Origin of the sequence: Streptomyces longisporus (assembly GCF_039532765.1) — a bacterium.
Taxonomy (GTDB): Bacteria; Actinomycetota; Actinomycetes; order Streptomycetales; family Streptomycetaceae; genus Streptomyces; species Streptomyces longisporus.
In genome coordinates this window covers 114,342-132,952 of sequence record NZ_BAAASG010000010.1, presented here as the reverse complement: position 1 = coordinate 132,952, position 18,611 = coordinate 114,342, and the positions used below count along the sequence as shown (strand labels likewise).

The 18,611-nt window shown below is 70.8% G+C and carries 12 protein-coding genes; 6 read left to right on the top strand and 6 right to left on the bottom strand.

From position 1 onward, the window contains the following. Positions 1-3 precede the first annotated feature (3 nt). Both ABD355_RS21695 and ABD355_RS21690 read left to right on the top strand, forming a co-directional pair. Positions 4-3,063 carry an SUKH-4 family immunity protein gene (locus ABD355_RS21695; protein WP_344402340.1) on the top strand — a complete coding sequence of 1,020 codons (3,060 nt, stop codon included), beginning with the start codon at positions 4-6 and terminating at the stop codon, positions 3,061-3,063. A 204-nt stretch (positions 3,064-3,267) separates the two neighbouring features. Then, entirely contained in the window at positions 3,268-4,155 is an 888-nt protein-coding gene (locus tag ABD355_RS21690) for a coiled-coil domain-containing protein (protein WP_344402177.1), read from the top strand. 81 nt (positions 4,156-4,236) lie between these two features. On the opposite strand, the gene ABD355_RS21685 is transcribed toward ABD355_RS21690, so the two are convergent. The 3 genes from ABD355_RS21685 to ABD355_RS21675 all read right to left on the bottom strand — a co-directional run bounded on the left by ABD355_RS21685 (position 4,237) and on the right by ABD355_RS21675 (position 8,007). After that, the gene (locus tag ABD355_RS21685) at positions 4,237-5,850 is read right to left on the bottom strand and encodes a sodium/solute symporter (protein WP_344402176.1); all 1,614 of its coding nucleotides are present in this window, start codon (positions 5,848-5,850) and stop codon (positions 4,237-4,239) included. After that, on the bottom strand, positions 5,847-6,290 hold the full coding sequence (locus ABD355_RS21680; RefSeq protein WP_344402175.1) for a DUF485 domain-containing protein: 444 nt from the start codon (positions 6,288-6,290) through the stop codon (positions 5,847-5,849). The genes ABD355_RS21685 and ABD355_RS21680 overlap by 4 nt, the downstream gene beginning before the upstream one ends. A gap of 217 nt (positions 6,291-6,507) precedes the next feature. Then, a complete protein-coding gene (locus ABD355_RS21675; protein ID WP_344402174.1) occupies positions 6,508-8,007 on the bottom strand; it encodes an MFS transporter in 1,500 nt (499 codons plus the stop codon). 424 nt (positions 8,008-8,431) lie between these two features. Here ABD355_RS21675 and ABD355_RS21670 point away from each other — a divergent pair, with 424 nt between their 5' ends. From ABD355_RS21670 to mfd, 3 genes are all read left to right on the top strand, one after another. Continuing rightward, on the top strand, positions 8,432-9,220 hold the full coding sequence (locus tag ABD355_RS21670; RefSeq protein ID WP_344402173.1) for an ABC transporter ATP-binding protein: 789 nt from the start codon (positions 8,432-8,434) through the stop codon (positions 9,218-9,220). Further along, entirely contained in the window at positions 9,217-11,796 is a 2,580-nt protein-coding gene (locus ABD355_RS21665) for an ABC transporter permease (RefSeq protein ID WP_344402172.1), read from the top strand. The genes ABD355_RS21670 and ABD355_RS21665 overlap by 4 nt, the downstream gene beginning before the upstream one ends. A 341-nt stretch (positions 11,797-12,137) precedes the next feature. Continuing rightward, on the top strand, positions 12,138-15,668 hold the full coding sequence (gene mfd / locus ABD355_RS21660; RefSeq protein WP_344402171.1) for a transcription-repair coupling factor: 3,531 nt from the start codon (positions 12,138-12,140) through the stop codon (positions 15,666-15,668). Between the two features lie 71 nt (positions 15,669-15,739). Here mfd and ABD355_RS21655 read toward each other — a convergent pair whose 3' ends face one another. Then, positions 15,740-15,925: an antitoxin gene (locus tag ABD355_RS21655; RefSeq protein WP_030941834.1), complete on the bottom strand. Its 186-nt coding sequence runs from the start codon at positions 15,923-15,925 to the stop codon at positions 15,740-15,742. Positions 15,926-16,161: 236 nt separating this feature from the next. Between ABD355_RS21655 and ABD355_RS21650 the strand changes: the two genes are divergently transcribed. Next, positions 16,162-16,845, top strand: coding sequence for an HNH endonuclease family protein (locus ABD355_RS21650; RefSeq protein WP_425585778.1), 684 nt, complete (start codon positions 16,162-16,164; stop codon positions 16,843-16,845). A gap of 22 nt (positions 16,846-16,867) precedes the next feature. On the opposite strand, the gene ABD355_RS21645 is transcribed toward ABD355_RS21650, so the two are convergent. Both ABD355_RS21645 and ABD355_RS21640 read right to left on the bottom strand, forming a co-directional pair. Then, positions 16,868-17,593, bottom strand: a complete 726-nt coding sequence (locus tag ABD355_RS21645; protein WP_344402168.1) for a hypothetical protein — start codon at positions 17,591-17,593, stop codon at positions 16,868-16,870. Between the two features lie 181 nt (positions 17,594-17,774). Continuing rightward, entirely contained in the window at positions 17,775-18,449 is a 675-nt protein-coding gene (locus tag ABD355_RS21640; protein ID WP_344402167.1) for an Rv1352/Rv1906c domain-containing protein, read from the bottom strand. Positions 18,450-18,611 lie beyond the last annotated feature (162 nt).

Below are 18,611 nucleotides of genomic sequence, written 5' to 3'. Positions count from 1 at the left end.
GCGATGGTGACCTTCGCGCAGGCGCAGGAGCGCGCCGAGGAGTGGATCAACGGGGATGTGCCGGCGTATCAGCACCGTGAGGTGCGGGTGCGGGAGTTCGGGCTCGGGTTCGTGGTGTGGGCCGAGGACCGGGCGGAGGGGCCGCGTTCGGACGGGGGTCTGCAGCGGCTGGTGATCGCCCGGGACAGCGGGGAGGCGACGTTGTGGCCTTCGCTGCCGGTGGGTGAGGTGATTCGCCGGTACGAGGAGGAGTACGGCCGGCGGGACGAGGCTGCGGAGCCGGTGCCGGCGGCTTCGGCGCGGGTGGATCTGAATCAGACGTCGTTCCTGTTGAGTCCGCCGGAGTGGTTGCAGGAGGCGGCGGACAAGCTGGGGATGGCGGATCGGCGGGGTGGTGCGGCTGCTTCGGCGGGTGGCGGTGCAAGGTGGCCGGAGGCCGGGGCGGGTGGTGACGCGCAGAGTGCGCCCGCGGGGCCGACTCCCTGGGCGGGGACGGACACCAACGGCGGCGGCGAGGACCTTTCCGTCCCGCTGCCCGCGACCGTGTTCGCGCCGCCGTTGAACGATGCGGGCGAGGAGACACCGCCGGACGCCGAGACGGCGCTGATGGCGGGCGGCAGCGGGCTTCCGCGGACGACTGAGGAGCGGGCGCTGGATGAGCCGGGTGCTCCGGGTGGTACGCCTGCGCCGGGGTACGGCTATCCGCAGGGGGCGCCGCCTCCGCCGCCGGGTCCTCCGTCGTACGGCTATCCGCAGACGCCGAACGCCGGGGACATCGCCGACGCCGCGACGAGCAAGGCGGCTTCTCCGCCGCGCCGGGGTACGTCCACGCCACCTCCGCCGAGCGCTCCGGGAACGCCGGGTACGCGGCCGGGGCCCGGGGCGGGCGGGTACGTTCCGACGCAGCTGGTGTCGGCGCTCGGTCCCGACGGGCCTGAGGATGCCGGGCCTGGGGCTCCAGGGGGTGCGCCCACTCCGCCGGGCGTCCCCCACCCGCCCGGCGCGCCGAACGCGCCCGGCGGCAGGCCCCCGGCCGACGTCCACCAAGCGGCCACGATGCTCGCCGACCCCGGCCGGATGGGGCCGGGGGCACCGCAGCCTCCGGGTGCGCCTGGCATTGTGGGTGCGCCGCAGCCGCCCGGCCCGCCGCAGCCTCCGGGGCCTCCCGGTGCTCCGGGTGCACCGCAGTCTCCGGGTGCGCCCGGCGGGCAGGTGTTTCCCGGCGCCCCGGGTGCGCCCGGCGCTCCCTTCGCCCCGGGGGTTCCCGGCATGGGTGCCCCGCCCCAGCCTCCTGCGGTTCCGGGGGCGCCCGGCGCGCCTGGCGTTCCGCAGGCGCCGGGTGCCGCCGACGCGCCCGGAAGCCCTGGCGGCCCCCAGCCTTCCGGTGCTCCGGGTGGCCCTGGTTTTCCGCCGTCTCCTGGTGTTCCGGGTGGTCCTGGTGGTTCTCAGCCTTCTGGTGCTCCGAGCGGTCCTGGTGCTTCGCAGTCTCCGGGTGGCCCTGGTGCTCCGGGTGGCCCTGGTTTTCCGCCGTCTCCTGGTGTTCCGGGTGGTCCTGGTGGTTCTCAGCCTTCCGGCGCTCCGAGCGGTCCTGGTGCTTCGCAGCCCCCGGGTGGCCCTGGTGCTCCGGGTGGCCCTGGTTTTCCGCCGCCTCCTGGTGTTCCGGGCGGCCCTGGTGGTTCTCAGCCTTCCGGCGTTCCGAGCGCTCCCGGTACCCCGCAGCCTCCGGGTGGCCCTGGTGCTCCGGTTGGCCCGGGCTTCCCGCCGCCTTCTGGTGCTGCAGGTGGCTCTGGTGCCCCGCAGCCTCCGATGGGCCCCGGCGTTCCCGGTGGTCCTGGCTTCCCGCAGCCTCCCGGTGCTCCAGGGGCCCCCGGCTTCCCCCAACCGCCGGGCGCCCCGGGCGCCCCCGGTGGTCGAGGTGGCGTACACCATGCGGAGACCGTGTTGGCCGGGCCTCCCGTAGGTGCACCCGGTGTGCCCCCGCCGCCGGCGCCTGGCATGCAGCCCAGTGCCCCGCAGCCGCCCGCGCCGCCCGGAATGCAGCCCGGCGCCCCGCAGTCCCCCGCGTACGGCTATCCGCAGGCGCAGGGGCAGCCCACCGTGGGGCCCGGTTATCAGGCCGTGCTTCGGTACCGGGCGCAGGACGGGTCCGAGCAGCAGTTGATTCGGCGGTCGGCGCCGGGTGTGCCGCATCCGGAGTGGCAGATCTTCCATGAGCTGCGCGGTATGAACGTGCCGCCGGACCAGGTGCTGGAGCTGCACACGGAGCTGGAGTCGTGCGAGCTGCCGGGTGCGTACTGCGCGCGGATGATCCGCGAGCAGTGGCCGCAGGCGCGGATCACGTCGATCGCGCCGTACGGGACGGATCATGCGAGCCGCCAGCAGGGCATGCAGCAACTGCTGGCGCACCAGGGCGAGTTGCATCAGGTGGCGGACGGGCCGGCCCGCCCTGCTCCGGTGCGGGCGCCGTTGCCGCCGGTGCAGTCGGCGCCACCGATTCCGCCGGAGGCGGTGGGGCAGGAGCTGGCGGGTGCGTTCGGGCCGGGTGTGTTCCGGTTCGAGCAGGCTGCCGTGTCCCGGCAGGGTGTGCCGCCGATCGTGGCGCACTCGCTGGTGGCGGCGGGGCTGCCGACGGACATGGGTCCGTTCTTCTGGGCGCAGGCCCAGCCGGGGCGGCCGGTGCCGACGCTCGCCGAGCTCGCGCAGGAGCGCGGTGTGCAGCCGGCCCCGGACGCGGGCTCGTATCTCGTCATGGGCAGCGACTTCGGCCGTGCGGTGTGTGTGCAGTACGGCACCGCGAACATCGTGGCGGTACCGGTGGAGGCGGGGCCCGGTGGTGCGCCCGTGCCGCCGCAGTTCGTGAACACGGGCCTGCCCGAGTTCCAGCGGTGTCTGGCGCTGCTGGGCCGGATGTGGCGGCTCAGGTTCGGTCTGAACCAGGAGCAGGCGGGCCGTTGGACCGTCGACTTCCAGGCCCAGCTGGCCTCCCTCGACCCGGCGGCGCTCGGTTCGCCGGAGAGCTGGTGGTCGGTGCTGCTGGAGCAGATGTGGGACGGGCTGCTGTGATGCACCGCCGCTGAGGAATCCGGGCTGCTTGCTGCGGGCCGGGCCGGTCGTTCTGACCGGCCCGGCCCTTTTGCGTCGTACGCCGATCGCGATCCGCCTCCGGAGTGTCGCGTTATGAACACTTCTGCCCGATATATCAAGATGTGCGCGAAATCATGATTTCGCGCCCGTACGGCGGAGAGTTCGGCGGAGAGGGGTTCCAGGATGAGCAGCACACCGATCTCGCCCCATGGCTTCGGGGCCGTACGGGGGCGCGGTTACTGCCCTGAACAGGTCGAAGTGTTCGCCGAGGCGCTCTCCCTGGACCGGGACGCCGCCTGGGAGCGGGCGGCCCGGCTCACCGTCCTCGCCAAGGACATGGAGGCGGAGGCCGCGCTGCTGCAGGAGACCGTGTCGAAGCTGTCCCCGCAGACCTACGAGGCGCTCGGGGAGGGTGCCCGGGACCTCTTCCGGCATGTGCAGGAGGAGGCCGCGGCCGTAAGGGAGCGGGCCCGGCAGGAGGCGCAGCGCCTGGTGGAGGCCGCCCAGGCGCATGCGAGCGGCGTGCTCGACGCCGCCCAGGCGCACGCCGAGTCCGTACTCGCCGACGCCGAGGAACACGCCGGTCAGCGGCTGCTCGTGGCGCGTGCCGAGGCCGACGAGATCCGCATCGGTGCCCGGCAGGCGCTGAAGGAGGGCCGGGGCGAGGTGCTGTCCCTGCTCAGGGAGGCACGGCAGCGTGCCACCGTGAAACTCGCCGAGCAGGCCAAGGAGTTCGCCGAGCGGTGGGACGAGGTGGAGCGGGACGAGGCCGAGCGTGCGGCGGCGATCGATGCCCGGGAGGCCGGGCGGCTGGCCCGGGCGGAGGCCGAGCTGTCCGAGGCGAGGCGGGAGTTCATGGAGGCGGAGGAGTACGCCCACCGCTGCCAGGAGGAGGCGAACGCGCGCGCCGCGGAGATCCTCGCGGCGGCCCGCCGGCAGGAGGAGCAGATCGCCCGGGAGACGGAGCAGGTGCTGCGGCAGCACAGCGAGCAGTCGGACGAGATGCAGGTGCAGATGGACAACGTACGCAACAGTCTTACGGCGTTGACGGGTTCGGCGTCGGGGGAGTGACGGGCGGGACGGAGGCGCCCGGCACAGGCCGCGCCTCCGTCCCGCCGACCACCGTCGGCGCCGCCCATGTGCCGCGGGCCGTCACCCGCTTCTGCGTACCGCCCCTGCCAGGATCCACCCCTCCACGGCCTCGTACTCGCGTCGCTGTTCCTCCGACGCCTGCCGGCCGGAGACCACCGTGCCGAGCCAGCCGAAGGCGAAGCCCAGGGGGATCGTCACCAGGCCGGTGGTCGTGAACGGGAACCAGTTGAAGTCGGAGTGGGGGAAGGCGGCGGTGGGGGAGCCGGAGACCAGGTTGGTGCCCGGCATGATCAGCAGGACCGCGAGCGTTCCGCCGATCAGCGTGCACAGCAGGCCCATACGGGTGTAGCGGCGCCAGAAGAGGCTGTAGACCAGGGCGGGGGCGATCGCGGAGGCGCCCAGGCAGAAGGACAGGGTCACCAGGGGCTGCAGGCTGTGGTGCTGGACCAGGGTGGCCAGCAGGATCGCCGGGATGCCCACCGCGAGGGCGGAGACGCGGGCCAGCAGCATCTCTCGGCGCTCCGACAGCTCCTGCACCCGGGTGGCGAAGACGTCGTGGGCGAGGGAGTTGGCGCAGGCGAGGATCATCCCGGCGACCGAGGCGAGCAGGGTCAGGAAGATCGCCGTGGTGACGGTGGTGAACAGGAACGTCTCCCCCGCCGACACGTTCGCGCCGAAGGCCGCCCGCGAGCCGAGCAGATAGGCCGTGTTGCCCTGCGGGTCGGCCTGCGCGATCACCGCCCGTCCGATCAGCGCCGTCGCGCCGAACCCGACGACCGTCATGATGAGCACGAACAGCACCACCGACGACACCGCCCACGACATCGAGCGCCGTACCTGGCGGGCGCTGCGCGCGGTGTACATGCGCATGGTGACGTGCGGCAGACAGGCGCCGCCGAGGACCACCGTGAGCTCCGAAGTGATCATGTCCAGGCGGGGGTTGGAGCTGCCCGCGAACTCGACGCCGGAGTGCAGGAAGGCGGAGCCGACCCCGCTCTGCGCGGCCGCGGCGTTGAACAGCGCTCCCGGGTCCCAGTCGAAGCGCTGCAGTACCAGCAGGGCGACCACGGCGCCCGAGCCGAGCAGCATCACGATCTTCACGATCTGGATGAGGGCGGTGCCCTTCATGCCGCCGATCGCCGCGTAGCTGATCATCAGGACGCCGAGCCCGATGATGCAGCCGGTCTTCAGCGAGTCGCCGGAGAAGCCGAGGATGAACGCCAACAGCTGCCCGGTGCCCGCCAGTTGGACCAGCATCAGCGGCAGCAGTGCGGCGATGGTGACCACGCAGGCGGTGATACGCACTCCGCGGCCCGGCATACGGCGGGCCAGCGCGTCCCCCATGGTGAACCGGCCCGCGTTGCGCAGGGGTTCGGCCAGCAGGAACATCAGCAGCATCAGCGACAGCGCGGTGCTCAGGGCGAGTGCGATCCCGTCGTAACCGCACAGGGCGATCACGCCGCCCGTGCCGAGCACGCTCGCCGCGGAGATGTAGTCGCCGGCGATCGCGAGGCCGTTGCGCATGGGGGAGAGGGAGCCGTAGCCGGTGTAGAACTCGTCGAGGTCGTCGCCGTCCGGGCCGGTCATCACGCACAGCAGCAGGGTGATCGCGGCGACGGTGGAGAAGGCGACGAGGGACATGGCCTGGGCGTTTCCGCTGAACCCGGTGGTCATCGTGCCGCCTCCCGCTTGGCGTCCAGCTCGGCCTGCTTGCGGATGCGCTCCGCGATCGGGTCGACGTAGCGGCGGGCCGTGTGCTCGTACAGCGCGATCGCCAGCCAGGTGACGGGTATCTGGAGCAGGGCGAGCAGCAGCCCGGTGGGCAGTCCGTCGGTGACGGTGGTCGTCATGAACGACGGGGCGAACGCCGACAGGATCAGGAACAGGGTGAAGTAGCCGAGTGCGGTGAGGGTGGCGGTGCGCCGCTGCCAGCGGTGCGCGCTGCGCAGGATCCGCAGATCGCTGTGGTGGCCGAGAGGGGCCTGAGGCGGGCGGCGCCTTCTGGCCGGTTCGGGCGGGGTGGGCGGCATCCACGGATAGGTGGCCTCGTACGGCAGGGACGTGTTCTGCGGTGCATGGCGGTACGGGTACGACGGGGACCGGTCGTAGGACATCCCGGTGCTCCTTGCGTGGCTCGGGTCCTGTGCGGGGGACCGCAGGGAGGTTGGGGGGCGGTGCGGAGCCACGCACGCTACTCGCCGCTTTCCGGCCTCGCGGCGTTTTCACCAAACTGGCCGGTCGGTATGCGCTTACTATGCTGACCTGCGACGTTACCCGCGTTAACTCGGACTTTTGCGCCTCTGGGAGTGACATATGCCCCCGCCGCGCACGTCAGTCCTTGAGCACCGGGAAGCGGCGCGGGGCAAGGAACAGCAGCACCAGGAAGGCCGCGGCGGCCGCGCACCCGGCGCCCAGATACACCGCGTGCACCGCGTCCGCGACCGCCCGCCGTGTGGCCTGAGGCACCGCACCCCCGTCCAGGCCCCGGGTCACCGAGTCCAGGTCGCCCGCCCCGCCCAGCCGCGAGGCGAGCACCCCGTTGGCCACCGCGCCGAACACCGATGCCCCGATCGTCTGGCCGGTCTGGCGGCAGAACAGCACCGACGCCGTGGTCGTGCCGCGCTCCGCCCACCCCACCGTCGACTGCACGCCCACGATCAGCGGGAGCTGGAACAGGCCCAGGGCCGCGCCGAGCAGCAGCATCAGCAGGGCCGGCTGCCAGGCCCGGCCCGGGTAGGGCAGGAACGGGAACGCGAACAGGATCAGCGCCGCCGTCCCGATGCCGAGCATCGCGGTGTTGCGGAAGCCGATCCGCCGGTACACGTGCTGGCTCAGCGCCGCCGAGACCGGCCAGCTCAGCGTCCAGACGGACAGCACGAAGCCGGCCGCCACCGGGGCCAGACCCAGGACGGACTGCGCGTACGTCGGCAGGAACACGCTCGGCGCCACCATCAGCAGCCCCAGCGCACCCAGGGCGAGATTGACGGCCGCGATCGTACGGCGCCGCCACACCCAGCCGGGGATGATCGGCTCGGCCGCCCGGCGTTCGACCAGGACCACCACCCCGGCCAGCGCAAGTCCCGTACCGAACAAGGCCGTTGACGGCCCCGACAGCCACGGCCAGGCCACCCCGCCCTGCACCAGGGCCGTCAGCAGGACGCCCCCGCACGCGAACACCGCCAGCGCACCCGCCCAGTCGATACGGGAACGCTCGGCGGGCCTGCGCTGCGGCTCGTGCAGATGACGGACGACCAGCCACAACGCCAGCGCGCCGATGGGGAGGTTGACCAGGAAGATCCAGCGCCAGTCGGCGTATGCGGCCAGGACACCGCCCACGCCGGGTCCGGCCACCGCCGACACCGCCCACACCGTGGACAGCTTGGACTGGATCTTCGGGCGGTCCTTGAGCGGGTAGAGGTCTGCGGCGAGCGTCTGCACCGTGCCCTGGAGCGCTCCGCCGCCCAGGCCCTGGAGGATGCGGAACGCGATCAGCGCGCCCATGTTCCAGGCCACCGCGCACAGCAGCGAACCGGCCAGGAACACCGACGCGCCCGCGATCAGGACCGGCTTGCGGCCGAAGGTGTCCGACAGCTTGCCGTACACCGGAAGCGTCACCGTCACGGCGAGCAGATAGCCGGAGAACAGCCAGGAGAAGACCGAGAAACCGCCCAGGTCACCGACGATCTGCGGGACGGCGGTAGAGACGATGGTGGAGTCGAGGGCGGCGAGCGCCATGGCCAGCATGAGCGCGGCGACGACGGCGCCGCGTCTGTGCGTGTCCTGCGTGCGCTCCGCCGCGGCCGTCCGTATCCCGGTGTCCCCCTGGTCCACAGGATTCCTTCCCCTTGCATCTATCCGCCGCGGACAGCTTCCCACTTGACCCTGACGCGACGGGAGGGTGGATGCTGACTGGGCCGCAGGGTGGACCACAACCCCGAGAACGTCTCCACCTGTCGGTGGACTGCCCCTAGGGGTTCCTCCGTACTACGGCCCGGGGAGGGTTCGTACCGCCGGAGGAGGAGCGGGGCCGGGGGCGTCCTTAACCTGGTTTTACGTCGCTGGGGCGCCGGGGAGGGGTGGTTGACCGAACCGGCGGGGGTGGGGTTTTCCCCAGTACAAGAGGGTGCCGGGCACCAGCGCGCCGGGCCCCTCCGCGAGGCCAGACTCATCCGCGTAACCAGCACAGCACTTCCGGCAGGACCGGTCCGACGCAGCACTCGTGCGTCAACTTCGTAACCGACATAGGAGATTTACCATGACTTCGGCCGTGACCATTCCCAGGCACGGGGGCACTGGAGGGCGTACGGCCGTAGCCGCGCGGGCGCGGCAGGTCGTGAAGGCGTACGGGGCCGGCGAGACCCGTGTCGTCGCCCTCGACCACGTGGACGTCGACATCGCCCGCGGACAGTTCACCGCGATCATGGGCCCCTCGGGCTCCGGCAAGTCCACGCTCATGCACTGCCTGGCCGGGCTCGACACCGTCTCCTCGGGGCAGATCTACCTCGACGAGACCGAGATCACCGGGCTCAAGGACAAGAAGCTCACCCAGCTGCGCCGGGACCGGATCGGGTTCATCTTCCAGGCGTTCAACCTGCTGCCGACGCTGAACGCGCTCGAGAACATCACGCTGCCCATGGACATCGCCGGGCGCAGGCCCGACAAGCAGTGGCTGGCGCGGGTCGTGGACACCGTGGGGCTGAGCGACCGGCTCAAGCACCGGCCCACCCAGCTCTCCGGCGGCCAGCAGCAGCGCGTGGCCGTGGCCCGGGCGCTGGCCGCGCGGCCCGAGATCATCTTCGGTGACGAGCCGACCGGAAACCTCGACTCCCGTGCGGGAGCGGAGGTGCTGGGCTTCCTGCGCAGGTCGGTCGACGAGCTCGGGCAGACCATCGTGATGGTCACGCACGACCCGGTTGCGGCCTCGTACGCGGACCGGGTGCTGTATCTCGCCGACGGCCGGATCGTCGACGAGATGTACAAGCCGACCGCGGACGCCGTCCTCGACCGTATGAAGGACTTCGACGCCCGGGGGCGCACGTCATGACCGTGCTCAAGACTTCGATGCGCAACTTCTTCGCGCACAAGGGGCGCATGGCCCTCTCCGCGATCGCCGTGCTGCTGTCGGTGGCGTTCGTCTGCGGGACGCTGGTCTTCACCGACACCATGAACACCACTTTCGACAAGCTGTTCCAGGCGACGTCGTCCGATGTGACTGTGAGCGCCAAGGGCGCCTCGGACACCGGTGAGACGACCTCCGACAACGGCCGGCCGCCGGTCATGCCGGCCTCCGTGGTCGCCAAGGTGCGTGCCGCGCAGGGCGTGAAGGCGGCGGAGGGAACCGTCTTCTCCACCTCCGTGACCGTCGTCGACGCCAAGAAGGACAGCCTGTCGCCGTCCAGCGGCGCCCCGACCATCGTCGGCAGCTGGAACGGCAACGACGCCCGCACCATGAAGATCACCGCCGGTACGGCGCCCAAGGGCCCCGACCAGGTGATGGTGGACCGCGACACCGCCGACAAGCACCACCTCGGGCTCGGTGACGAGATCGGCGTGATCAGCGCGGTCGGCACGCACGACGCGAAGATCTCCGGCATCGCGGACTTCCAGGTCACCAACCCCGGTGCCGCGATCTTCTACCTCGACACGAGGACCGCCCAGCAGACGCTCGTCGGGAAGACCGGCGTCTTCACCAACGTCAACGTCACGGCCGCGCCCGGCGTGAGCGACCCGCAGCTGAAGAAGAACGTCCTCTCGGCGCTCGGCACCACCTACAAGGTGCAGACCGCCAAGGAGACCGCCGACGCCAACCAGAAGAGCGTCGAGAGCTTCATGAACGTCATGAAGTACGCGATGCTCGGCTTCGCCGGGATCGCCTTCCTCGTCGGCATCTTCCTGATCATCAACACCTTCTCGATGCTGGTCGCCCAGCGGACCCGGGAGATCGGCCTGATGCGGGCCATCGGGTCCAGCCGCAAGCAGGTCAACCGGTCGGTGCTCGCCGAGGCGCTGCTGCTCGGTGTCTTCGGGTCCGTTCTCGGTGTCGGCGCGGGCGTCGGCCTCGCGGTCGGCCTGATGAAGCTCATGGGCCAGATGGGCATGCATCTGTCGACCGCCGATCTGACGGTCGCCTGGACGACTCCGGTGGTCGGTCTCCTGCTCGGCGTCGTCGTCACCGTCCTCGCCGCCTACCTGCCCGCCCGCCGGGCCGGCAAGGTCTCCCCGATGGCCGCACTGCGCGACGCCGGTGCCCCCGCCGACGCCAAGGCGGGCCGCGTACGGGCCCTGGTGGGCCTGGTCCTCACCGGCGCCGGCGGCTACGGCCTCTACCTGGCCGCGAACGTCGACAAGGCGAAGGACGGCTCGCTGTGGCTGGGCCTCGGCGTCGTGCTCTCGCTCATCGGGTTCGTCGTCATCGGCCCGCTCCTGGCGGGCGGCGTGGTGCGCGTCCTGGGCGCCGTACTGCTGCGGGCCTTCGGACCGGTCGGACGGATGGCGGAACGCAACGCGCTGCGCAACCCGCGCCGCACGGGCGCCACCGGCGCCGCCCTGATGATCGGCCTCGCCCTGGTCGCCTGCCTCTCGGTGGTCGGCTCCTCCATGGTCGCCTCCGCGACCGACCAGCTCGACAAGACCGTCGGCACGGACTTCATCATCCAGTCCGACAGCGGCCAGCTGGTCACACCGCAGGCCGTCAAGGCCGTGAAGGACACGCCCGGCCTGGCGCGGGTCACCGAGTACCGGCGCAACCAGGCGGACTTCACCACCCCCGACGGCAAGACGCTCGACGACACGGCCATCACGGCTGCCGACCCGACGTACGCGACCGACCTGCGCACCAAGACGGTCGCCGGAAACCTCAAGGACGCCTACCTGCCGAACTCGATGTCCGTGCACGAGAAGTTCGCCAAGGCTCACGGGGTCCACCTCGGGTCGAAGATCAAGGTCGCCTTCAAGGACGGCTCCACGGCCGACCTGACGGTCCGCGCGATCACCAGCAGCGACGTCGTCATCGACCAGGGGGCGATGTACACGTCGATCGCGACGCTGGCGAAGTACGTCCCCGCCGACAAGATGCCCCTGGACCAGCTCGTCTTCGCCACCGCCAAGGACGGACAGCAGGACGCGGCCTACAAGTCGCTGAAGTCCGCGCTGCACGACTACCCGCAGTACAAGGTGCGCGACCAGACCGACTACAAGCAGGCGCTCAAGGACCAGATCGGCCAGCTGCTGAACATGATCTACGGCCTGCTGGCCCTCGCGATCATCGTCGCGATCCTCGGTGTCGTGAACACCCTGGCGCTGTCGGTGGTCGAGCGGACCAGGGAGATCGGCCTGATGCGGGCGATCGGCCTGTCCCGGCGGCAGCTGCGCCGGATGATCCGCATGGAGTCCGTGGTGATCGCCCTGTTCGGCGCCCTGCTCGGCCTCGGCCTGGGCATGGGCTGGGGCGCGACGGCCCAGCAACTGCTCGCCCTGGAGGGCCTGAAGGTCCTCGAGATCCCGTGGTCCACCCTGATCGCGGTCTTCCTCGGCTCGGCCTTCGTGGGCCTGTTCGCAGCCCTGATCCCGGCCTTCCGGGCGGGCCGCATGAACGTACTGAACGCGATCGCCACCGAATAGCCACCGCACACGGGGGTTGCGGGGGAGCGCCCGGTGCCGGTGAGTCTTGGGGGACTCACCGGCACCGGGCGGTTTCTTGTTTCAGCCAGGGTCTCCTTTCTCGCGCCGGGCGGGCACTTCCAGCCCGTCCGGCGTTTGAGGACGAGGCCGTCCAGGCCGATAGCGGGGTCTGGGGGGCGCAGCCCCCAGGGACGGTCACGTCAACGCCGGGCACAGCGGGAACCGGCGTTGTCCACAGCCCCCGGCGCCCACGCGGAGCGCGTCGTACGCTGGAGACCCCCCGGCCGGTCACCGCGTCGGGCCCTTCGCGTTGCCCACCCCCCGGACGAAAGCCGCCCCGAATGACCCTGCACGGTCTGCTCGACGCCGTCGTCAAGGACACCGCCCTCGCAGAAGCCGTCAAGGCGGCCGCAGACGGCAACCGCATGCACATCGACCTCGTCGGCCCCCCGGCCGCCCGCCCCTTCGCGATCGCCGCCCTCGCCCGCGAGACCGCCCGCCCCGTGCTCGCGGTGACGGCGACAGGACGCGAGGCCGAGGACCTGGCCGCCGCCCTGCGCTCGCTGCTGCCGCCGGACGGCGTCGTGGACTACCCCTCCTGGGAGACACTCCCGCACGAGCGGCTGAGCCCCCGCAGCGACACCGTCGGCCGCCGCCTCGCCGTCCTGCGCCGCCTGGCCCACCCCCGCCCCGACGACCCCGAGACCGGCCCGGTCTCCGTCGTCGTGGCGCCGGTACGGTCCGTGCTGCAGCCGCAGGTCAAGGGCCTCGGCGACCTGGAACCGGTCGCACTGAAGACCGGGCAGACCGCCGACCTGAACGAGGTCGTGGAAGCCCTCGCCGCCGCCGCGTACGCGCGCGTGGAGCTCGTGGAGAAGCGCGGCGAGTTCGCCGTACGAGGCGGCATCCTGGACGTCTTCCCGCCCACCGAGGAACACCCCCTTCGCGTGGAGTTCTGGGGCGACGACGTCGAGGAGATCCGCTACTTCAAGGTCGCCGACCAGCGCTCCCTCGAGGTCGCCGAGCACGGCCTGTGGGCGCCGCCCTGCCGTGAACTCCTGCTCACGGACGACGTACGCACGCGTGCGCGCACCCTCGCCGAACAGCACCCGGAGCTGGGCGAACTGCTCGGCAAGATCGCCGAGGGCATCGCGGTCGAGGGCATGGAGTCGCTCGCCCCCGTCCTGGTGGACGACATGGAGCTGCTGATCGACGTGCTGCCCAAGGGCGCCATGGCCGTCGTATGCGATCCGGAGCGGGTACGCACGCGTGCCGCCGATCTGGTCGCGACCTCCCAGGAGTTCCTGCAGGCGTCCTGGGCGGCGACGGCGGGCGGCGGCGAGGCTCCCATCGACGTCGGCGCGGCATCGCTCTGGTCCATCGCGGACGTCCGCGACCGGGCCCGCGAACTGGACATGATGTGGTGGTCGGTCTCCCCCTTCGCCGCCGACGAAGAGCTCGACGCCGACACCCTCAAGCTCGGCATGCACGCCCCCGAGACCTACCGCGGCGACACCGCCAAGGCCCTCGCCGACACCAAGGGCTGGCTCGCCGAGGGCTGGCGCACGGTGTTCGTCACCGAGGGCCACGGCCCCGCGGCCCGCACGGTCGAGGTGCTCGGCGGCGAGGGCATCGCGGCCCGCCTCGACGTGGAACTCGGGGAGATCTCCCCGTCCGTGGTGCACGTGTCCTGCGGCTCGATCGACTACGGCTTCGTCGACCCGGCGCTCAGGCTCGCCGTCCTGACCGAGACCGACCTGTCCGGCCAGAAGGCGGCCGGCAAGGACGGCGCACGGATGCCGGCCCGCCGCCGCAAGACCATCGACCCGCTCACCCTGGAGGCGGGCGACTACATCGTCCACGAGCAGCACGGCGTGGGCCGCTACATCGAGATGGTGCAGCGGACCGTGCAGGGCGCGACCCGCGAGTACCTGGTCGTCGAGTACGCCCCCGCCAAGCGCGGCCAGCCCGGCGACCGCCTGTACATCCCCACCGATCAGCTGGAGCAGATCACCAAGTACGTCGGCGGGGAGGCCCCCACCCTGCACCGTCTGGGCGGCGCCGACTGGACGAAGACGAAGGCGCGCGCGAAGAAGGCCGTCAAGGAGATCGCGGCCGACCTCATCAGGCTGTACAGCGCGCGCATGGCGGCCCCCGGCCACACATTCGGCCCGGACACCCCCTGGCAGCGCGAGCTGGAGGACGCCTTCCCGTACGCGGAGACGCCCGACCAGCTCACCACCATCGCCGAGGTCAAGGAGGACATGGAGAAGTCGGTCCCCATGGACCGCCTGATCTGCGGCGACGTCGGCTACGGCAAGACGGAGATCGCGGTACGGGCCGCCTTCAAGGCCGTACAGGACGGCAAGCAGGTCGCGGTCCTCGTCCCCACGACCCTGCTCGTGCAGCAGCACTTCGGGACGTTCTCCGAGCGCTACTCCCAATTCCCCGTCAACGTAAGGGCGCTCAGCCGCTTCCAGACGGACACCGAGGCGAAGGCCGTGCTGGAGGGCCTGCGGGAGGGCTCGGTGGATGTCGTCATCGGCACCCACCGCCTGTTCTCCTCGGAGACCAAGTTCAAGGACCTCGGCCTGGTCATCGTCGACGAGGAGCAGCGCTTCGGCGTCGAGCACAAGGAACAGCTGAAGAAGCTGCGCGCCAACGTCGACGTCCTGACGATGTCCGCGACCCCCATCCCCAGGACCCTGGAGATGGCCGTGACCGGCATCCGCGAGATGTCGACGATCACCACGCCCCCGGAGGAGCGCCACCCCGTCCTGACCTTCGTCGGGCCGTACGAGGAGAAGCAGATCGGCGCGGCGATCCGGCGTGAACTCCTGCGCGAGGGCCAGGTCTTCTACATCCACAACCGGGTGGAGTCCATCGACCGGGCCGCCTCCCGGCTGCGTGAGATCGTCCCCGAGGCGCGGATCGCGACCGCCCACGGCCAGATGTCCGAGTCGACGCTGGAGCAGGTCGTCGTCGACTTCTGGGAGAAGAAGTACGACGTCCTCGTCTCGACGACGATCGTCGAGTCCGGCATCGACATCTCCAACGCCAACACCCTGATCGTGGAGCGCGGCGACAACTTCGGCCTCTCCCAGCTGCACCAGCTGCGCGGCCGGGTGGGCCGCGGCCGCGAGCGCGGGTACGCGTACTTCCTGTACCCGCCGGAGAAGCCCCTGACGGAGACCGCCCACGAACGTCTGGCGACGATCGCCCAGCACACGGAGATGGGCGCGGGCATGTACGTCGCCATGAAGGACCTGGAGATCCGCGGCGCGGGCAACCTCCTCGGCGGCGAACAGTCCGGCCACATCGCGGGCGTCGGCTTCGACCTGTATGTCCGCATGGTCGGCGAGGCGGTCGCGGACTACCGGGCCTCCCTGGAGGGCGGGGTGGAGGAGGAGCCGCCCCTGGAGGTCAAGATCGAGCTCCCGGTCGACGCGCACGTCCCGCACGACTACGCCCCCGGCGAGCGCCTGCGCCTGCAGGCCTACCGTGCCATCGCCTCCGCCACCACGGAGGAGGACATCAAGTCCGTACGCGAGGAACTCGTCGACCGCTACGGCAAGTTGCCCGAACCGGTCGAGAACCTGCTGCTCGTCGCGGGCCTGCGGATGCTCGCCCGCGCCTGCTCGGTCGGCGAGATCGTCCTGCAGGGCAACAACATCCGCTTCGCACCGGTGGAGTTGAGGGAGTCCCAGGAGCTCAGGGTCAAGCGCCTGTACCCGGGGACCGTCATCAAGCCGGCCGTCCACCAGGTGCTGGTACCGCGTCCGAAGACGGCGAAGGTGGGCGGAAAGCCGCTGGTCGGGCGGGAGTTGCTGGGCTGGGTGGGCGAGTTCCTGGCGTCGATCCTGGGGTCGTAGAGGCCGGAGGGCGGACCGACATACGAAGCCGTCCGCGGGAGGCGGATTCCGCGGACGGCTGCTCTGTGGCCCTAAGGCTGTTCGGGCCTGTCGCGATCCATGCCGAGTTGCCCCTCGATGCGCTGCTGGGCGTCGTCGACCTGGTTCTCGTACTTGTTGCCCGTTCTCTCGTTGACCTTGCGTTCCGCCGCGTCGGACATGTCCTTGGCCTTGTCCTGCATCTGGCGGTTGCTCTTGAACCTGTCGAAGATGCCCATCCAGAGCTCCTTCCCGAGATGGCTCAGCAACGACGATACGGCCGATATGTGACAAATGCCCACTTGGGCTGATTTTGGTCTGGACCTCGTGAGTGCCTCCGTGCGCCCTCTCGCTACGGTGTGCGGACAGTCGTACGGGACATTCGTACGAGAGAAGACCGCCCGTGCGGGGGGCGGATCGCGCAGCAAGGGGAGGGCACACCGTGAGGCGTCTGAGGGGCGGGGCGGCGGCCGCCATGGTGCTGGTGTTCGCCGTGGCCGGATGCAAGGCGGAGACCAAGACGGGATCCGGCGGACCGCAGGAGACCGGCGGCGGGGGCGCGGCCCTCACGGCCGCCGAGTCGCTGACCGTGAAGGGGCGCGCGCCGAAGACGGGTTACGCCCGGGACCGGTTCGGAGCCGCCTGGGCGGACACCGACTCCAACAGCTGCGACACCCGTGACGACATCCTCAAACGGGACCTGTCCGACGTGAAGTTCAGCGACGGCAGGTGCAAGGTGTCGTACGGCGTCCTGGAGTCGGATCCGTACTCCGGCCAGAAGGTGACCTACCGGCGCGGCCGCAGCCTCGTCGACATCGACCATCTGGTCGCCCTCTCCGACGCCTGGCAGAAGGGCGCCAAGTACTGGGACGCGCGCAAGCGCATAGCCCTCGCCAACGACCCGCTCAACCTCCTCGCCGTCGACGCGAGCGCCAACCGCGCCAAGGGCGACGGCGACACCGCGACCTGGGTGCCGCCCAACAAGGCCTACCGGTGCACCTATGTCGCCGCCCAGGTCGCGGTGAAGAAGAAGTACGGGCTGTGGGTGACCGCCGCCGAGAAGGCCGCGATGGAGAAGGTCCTCAGGACCTGCCCGGGGCAGAAACTCCCCTCCGGCGGCAACCCGACCGAGGCACCGGCCCGCTTCCGCGCCGACTGACGGGAACGGGCCGGGGGCTCGGCTACGCCTGCTGCTTCAGCGCAGCGAGGACCGTCCTCGTCACCTTCTTCGCGGACGCGGCGCCGTTGTCGCTGCCCGCCGTGGACAGCACGGTGACCACCGAGTTGCCGGACCGGGCCGCGATCAGCGTGGTGCCGTTCTGCCAGGTGCCGCTCGTCAGCGTCATCGTGTAGGCCTCGTCCCCGAGTCCGGTGGCGGACTTGCCGGTGAGCTTCACCTTGGCGTGCGCGTCGGTGTCCGTGAACGTGGCGCACTCGGCGGCGACGGACTGCAGGCTCTTCATCACCGCGGCGGCCGTGGTGCCCTGGAAGGTGTCGATCTCCTGGGCGACCTCCTGCGTCTTGTCCTTGCTCGCGTAGTCGTTCTGCGCGAACGACACGCCCCCCTTGTAGCCGCTCACCTGGATCCAGGACGTGCCTTCCAGCCTGGTGCAGTCCGGCTTCGCGCTCTTCTTGGCGGACGGCGGGAGGAGGGTGTCGCCGGTGTCCGAGGAGCCGTCGGCCTCGATGGTGAGCCCGGCGGGGAAGGCCGACGCGGGCGCCAGCGCCTTCTTCAGCTGCGTACCGGTGGGCAGAGAGGCCTCGGGGTCCTTCGCCTTGGCCGCAGCCGCCTTGTCGGAGGAGGCCGTGCCCCCCTGGTCGGAGGAGGAACCGGACGAGCAGGCGGTGAGGGCCAAGGGGAGTGCCGCGACGGCGAGCAGGGTGGCGACACGAGGCGAGAGACGCATGACAGTCCTTCAAAGGATGGTGTTGACGGGGGGAGCGCACGGCATGCCGTGCAAGGGCCTGAGGCGGCCCGGGGCGTGGGGAGTGGGGCCGCCCGTGGAAGCCGGTGGAACGGCTCGGTGAGCGGCGAGCGGTAATGGTAAGCGTGCAGGCGGGAGGGCCGAACCCCAGGTCGGGGCAGGGTCAGGCCGCCTTCTTCCAGTCACCGCAGCCGGTGGTCTTGAAGTAGGCGTCGCGTGGGCTGATGGTGACGACGGCCGTGCCGGTCACGTTGTTGTTCGCGATGATCGAGTGGAGCGAGTGGTCGGCGTCCTTGGTCCGCTCCCAGTAGCAGGAGTCGTCCTTGTTGCCGGTGGACCGGTAGGTGCCGGCGGCGATGTCGGAGCCGACCCTGAACATCCCGCCGTCACCGGCCATCCTGGCGGCGGGCGTGCCCTTCGCCTTGGCGTCGACGGCCTCCCAGTCCTTGCAGCCGTTCGACTTGAAGAGCTTGTCCGTGGCCTTGACGGTGACGTAACTGGTGCCGCTCACATTGTCGTTGGCCAGGATCGAGTCCATCTCGCCCTTGGCGTCCTTGGCGCGCTCCCAGTAACACATGCCGTCGGTGTTGCCGGTGGTGCGGTAGGTGCCGGGCTTGACGTCCGAGCCGACCCGGAAGTCACCGTCGCCCGCGAACGCGGCCTTCTTCTCGGCAGCCTGCGCCTTCCCGCTGCCGGAGCCGTGCTGCGCGGAGGCCGAGGAGTTCTTGCCGGAGTCGGAGGCGGAGCCGCTTCCCTTGTCACCTGCGTGCGCCGATACGACGCCGATGACCACGACCCCCACGACGGCGCCCAGCGTGAGCTTGCCCTTCATGCCCATGACGATGTCCCCCCTCGGACGTTCGGATGTGGCGAACTGCCGTTGCCCGGCTGCTGCCGTTCACGGTGTTCGCTGGGTCAATAAGAGCAGAGGCTGTGAACCGAGTCAACACGGTTCACAGAGTCGGTCGCGTACACGACCGTGAATGCATGGATCTTGCGT